Annotated in this window: 5 protein-coding genes and 1 pseudogene; 3 read left to right on the top strand and 3 right to left on the bottom strand. The window is 64.5% G+C overall.

Features of this window, described 5'->3' with window-relative positions; all coding sequences use genetic code 11:
* Window positions 1-273 precede the first annotated feature (273 nt).
* Window positions 274-714, top strand: a complete 441-nt coding sequence (locus ACIBG0_RS42090; RefSeq protein WP_397041243.1) for a hypothetical protein — start codon at window positions 274-276, stop codon at window positions 712-714.
* 88 nt (window positions 715-802) lie between these two features.
* Here ACIBG0_RS42090 and ACIBG0_RS42095 read toward each other — a convergent pair whose 3' ends face one another.
* Window positions 803-1,798: a transposase gene (locus tag ACIBG0_RS42095; protein ID WP_397041245.1), complete on the bottom strand. Its 996-nt coding sequence runs from the start codon at window positions 1,796-1,798 to the stop codon at window positions 803-805.
* 326 nt (window positions 1,799-2,124) lie between these two features.
* On the opposite strand from ACIBG0_RS42095, the gene ACIBG0_RS42100 reads away from it, so the two are divergent.
* Complete coding sequence (locus tag ACIBG0_RS42100) at window positions 2,125-2,595, top strand: hypothetical protein (RefSeq protein ID WP_397041247.1); 471 nt, start codon at window positions 2,125-2,127, stop codon at window positions 2,593-2,595.
* Between the two features lie 68 nt (window positions 2,596-2,663).
* Here ACIBG0_RS42100 and ACIBG0_RS42105 read toward each other — a convergent pair.
* Window positions 2,664-3,567 (bottom strand): annotated as a pseudogene (locus ACIBG0_RS42105) (IS5 family transposase).
* A gap of 422 nt (window positions 3,568-3,989) precedes the next feature.
* Entirely contained in the window at window positions 3,990-4,154 is a 165-nt protein-coding gene (locus ACIBG0_RS42110; protein ID WP_397041249.1) for a hypothetical protein, read from the bottom strand.
* Between the two features lie 31 nt (window positions 4,155-4,185).
* Here ACIBG0_RS42110 and ACIBG0_RS42115 point away from each other — a divergent pair, with 31 nt between their 5' ends.
* On the top strand, window positions 4,186-4,422 hold the full coding sequence (locus tag ACIBG0_RS42115) for a DUF4158 domain-containing protein (protein ID WP_397041251.1): 237 nt from the start codon (window positions 4,186-4,188) through the stop codon (window positions 4,420-4,422).
* The last annotated feature ends 91 nt before the right edge of the window (window positions 4,423-4,513 follow it).

Below are 4,513 nucleotides of genomic sequence, written 5' to 3' on the forward strand. Positions count from 1 at the left end.
GCCACACCCACCACCCCGTGGCCTGCGACATCAACTGAAACTGGATCGAAAACAACCCGGACTCAAAGACCGGGTGGTCCCGTCATCGGGGACCGGTCACGACCACTCCCCAACGAAACCGCCGAGTCGTTCGTGATCCGGCTGGCCACTGCAAATCACCTACGCCCCAGCTATCTTCGCCGCCACGTCACGCCAGGGCGGCAAGGAACCGGCTGCATCGAGCCCGCGAAACTCGCCGCAGTTTCCGGTCGCACGACCCCAATAATCCTGCGCATGTTCCCCGAACTGGCCCACCGCCGCCGCCCGAAACGCCAAGGCACCACGCAGGCGCAGCGAGAAGCCAAGCAGCGCAACGAGACCATCAAGCACGCCATCTACGTCATCATCCGTCGCGACGCTGACAAGGGGCTTTCGGGGCGGGCGATCCAACGCAAGCACAACGTCGGATATCGAACCGTCCGTGCTGCGCTCGCTTCGACCACGCCGCCCCCGCGCAAGAAATACCGCCGGGATCGAACAAGCTTGCAGGAGTTCGTTCCTCACGTCGAGGCCATCCTCGAAACGACCCCCGAGGCGACGATTCAGTTCGTCTGGGAGCAACTCCTCGATCAACACCATGCGGACGTTTCCTACAGCGCCCTCCGGCACTACATCGCCGAAGTCCGCGGTCCCGGCCCCAGCCGTCCGCCAGCCAAGTTGGCTCATTTTCAGTGACAATTTCACCATCGAAGGTTTGCCACCGAAACTGAGCCATGCAGGTCACGGCACTACGCATGGCTCACATTCACAGGCACCGGACAATTCACCGATAAGTGGTGGCAAAATTCGTACTTACGGCCAGACACAATCCAGCGTGTTTGGCCCAGGTGCGGGCGCAGTCGTATCGAGCGGGGTCGCCGGTCTCGGCGAGGATCGCGGCCGCACCGACGACCGACAGCCCGATGATGGTGGTGACCAGCGCGGACAGTTGCAGGGCGTCGAGGACCTCGACCATCCGGTATTCGACATCGGTGATCTGGCCAACGGCGTGATGCCAGTCGGCGAGCGCGTAAGCGGCGCGTTCGCAGGCCGCGGCCCGCTCGGTCTCGACGCCGCCCGGTGGGAGCGCGGCGTCGAAGATCGCGCGCAGAATACGCAGGTTGCGGCGAGTGGCGCCCCAGCGAGGCAGTTGCTCGCGCACCGCGTCGGCGAACGCGCCATCGCCCATCACCACGATCCGGCCGGGATCGGTGGACACGGCCATTCCCGCCCGCCACGTCAGCGCATCCAGAGGGTTACTCGCTGGCGAAAGCAATGCGGGCCAGGCACATTCGAGAAGATCCCGCAATCGTTGCCGGGCCGATCCGGCAGCAACGAGCTGGTCAGCACGGCGGGCACCCAGAGGTCGCAAGCGGCACCAACGCCCCTCCAGCACACAGGGCACATAGCAGCGCAGCTGCGCGACGCGTTTGGCGATGATCGTGGCGTCCTTGAAGTCCGACCGGTCCCGAGTGAAGTCCTCTTCCTCCCGGCCGCGGTGCACCAGCATCGGGTTCACACAGACCAACTCCAGTCCCCGGGCGCGGGACCTGTCGAGCAGCGGCTTCCAGCGATGCCCGGTTGGCTCGCATCCCAGCACAACACCCGCGTAACCGGCTTTCGCCGCGATCGGTTCTGCCCAGTCCAGGATGTCGTCGATGACCCACGCGTCGCCGGTGAACATGCGCCGCCCCAGCACCATCGAATCGTGATCGGTGACCACCGCCGCCTGTTTCGCCGACGCCAGATCGACTGCCACCACGGCGAAGTCTCTGCGCACGATCGACCGCCACCGGGCCAACCGCTCATTCCTGCGACGATCACCACGCGAAAGCGCCCTGCCATGGGACACAACATTCTCCTCGGTAGCTCCTGGACCAGAACCAGAATCCGAACACTCCCGAGAAGGAGATGCAGCGCAACGAATCCGGCTCAACCTCTACCGGTAGTTACTAGTCCGTGTTTTCAAAGTCGGTGAGGGTGGCACCTCAGACTCTGTATGCCCAGCCCTCGCTCGTGATGTACTCGGGGGGACTGAATCGCCCGGCGAAGTAGTGTGATCGGTGTAGGTGGATGCTGTTGGACCTTATGGATTGGTGTTGAGCGATGCCCGACTCCGCTGAGTACTGGGGTGGCCATCGCATGGCGTCCTCGCAGGACATGGCCGAACGAGCGGAGTTAGCCGACCGCGTCGTGGCGCAGCTGCAGTTCGCCGGGCTTCCCGCCTACATCGCGTCACACGAGACCTGGGACATGGTCGGGGCGGCTGTCACATTCGACAAACTGCACGCCACCGAAGGTGGTGGCATCTCGGTGGAATGGCGGCCCGACCAGCGACTGGTGCGCGCCGGGTTCGGTCTCGACCCCGACAGCGAACTCGACATTACGGCGGTCGACGCCGCCGAGAGGCTGAGACTGGCGGAAACTCCGGCCGCGAAGCAGGCGATACGTCACCACTTGGAGATCGACCGCAACATGCAGAGCGCGATCATCGGCATCCTCACCTCGGCGGGACTACGGGCATACAACCCGGACAATGACTACGCTCCCAGCGAAATCGCAGCCGAGTCCCCCTAATCCACTGCGGCGACCGGCCACACCGCACTGCCCGTGAATGGTAGGTGAGGCCTGGCATTGACCCGGCTTCACCAGTGTCGGAGCCATTGGTCGATGGCGGCGATCTGAACGGTGGCCTGGTAGCGGACGGCGAGTTTGCCGTACCTGGTTGCCACGGCACGATATTCCTTCAGCTGCCCGATACCGCACTCCACGGCGTGGCGCAGCTTGTAGTCCTCGGGATCGAACGCTGGTGGACGCCCGCCGGCAGAACCATTCTTCTTCCGGTTCGCGGCCTGGTCCGCCTTGATTGGGATGATCGCCTTGATCGCACGTCGGCGCAGGTAGGCGCGGTTCGCGCGGGAGCTGTATGCCTTGTCGGCAAGCACTTGTCCGGGGCGGGTACGTGGTCGCCCGGCACCGAGGCGGGGCACCGAGATCGCATCGAGAACCGTGGTGAACTGCGGACAGTCGGCACGCTGTCCGGCGGTGATCACGATCGACAGGACCTTGCGGCCCCTGTTCGCAGGACAGGTGGGTCTTGGTGGTCCACCCGCCACGGGAACGTCCCAGCCCGTGATCGGGCGGGCTCGGTGTCGACGCCACCAGGCGGCTCGACCTGGGCGTGGCCGTCGTGGCGGGCTCCGGCCGCATGCCGGTGTGCCCGCGCGACAGTGGAGTCCACGCTGACCTGCCAGGTGATGGCCAGCCGCGTCGGCGAAGGCCTGCAGCATATTCCAGATCAACGCCCACACTCCCGCGCGATTGCCAGCGGCGGAACAGCCCGTAGATCGTCTGCCCGTGTCCGTAGCGTTCGGGCACGTCCCGCCAGGGTGTCCCGCACCGGGACCGCCATCGGATCCCGTCGATGAGCTGCCGTTTGCTCCATTTCGGCGGGCGGCCCGCCTTCTTACCGCGGGGTAGCAACAGTTCCAGCCGCGCCCATTGGGCGTCGGTCAGGTCCGCGCGCCGCGCTGCCGCTACGCTGGCCACGAGGTCTCCGGTGTGCAGTTCTACTTGGTCGTTGAACCACTTACCGGAGACCTCGCCACGTTCATATCATCGACACACCAACACGCACACCAGGCTCGGCGAAAGACAGCTGCATGCACTTTCAAGACACAGGCTAGCGGGCGGGGGTTCAGCAATGGACTCCCGCTACCCGACCAAGCAGATCCGAGCAGTTCGCTACCGCGAGCACCGTCACGCATCGTGGACATAACGTTCTCGTGGATCGACAGTTCCGGGTCCCGGCACCGAACCGGCTCCTAGTCGCCGACTTCACCTAATGGTTCGACGGGGGTCGGGGTAGGTGTCTGCGGCGTTCGTGATTGACGCGTTCTCGCGGCCAATTCTCGCGCAATATCCTGCGGCGTCGGCGACCTCGCAGGATATTGCGCTCGTGATGGTCGAGCTCAGAAGAGGAACTTGCGGAACGAGTTCTTCTCCACAATCAGGCCGTCTTTGAAGCGGTAGTAGTCGACACCATGCGTCTCGATCGGCTCTCCGTCCTTCTTCGCAGTGAAGCGCCATTCGTTGTAGGAATCCTGAAGCTGGCCCGAGCCGCAAAGTAGCTTCACGCGCAGGCCGACTCGCCTACTGTTGCCGGGCGTGCGTCAGGAGTGGTCAACCGAGGATTTGATCGGGTCGTGGACGCTGGTCGGGGATGACTGGCGGCGGGTGGGGAACAAGACCGGTGCGACTCGTCTCGGGTTCGGTCTGTTGCTGAAGTTCTTCGAGATCGAGGCCCGATTTACTGACCGGCCGGAGGAGCTACCGTCTGTCGCGGTGGCGTATACGGCCGAGCAGGTGAAAGTCGATCTCAGGCTGCTGAGTGAGTACCGCTAGTGGGTGCGACCGTTAGTTCGTCGGGGGTTGCCAGGCGGTCGGGTCGTTGAGGTAGAGGCCGCAGGCGCAGTCGAGGGCCTCGGCGGGAGTG

The sequence above is a fragment of the Nocardia sp. NPDC050630 genome, from assembly GCF_044457245.1.
In the GTDB taxonomy this organism is placed as follows: Bacteria; Actinomycetota; Actinomycetes; order Mycobacteriales; family Mycobacteriaceae; genus Nocardia.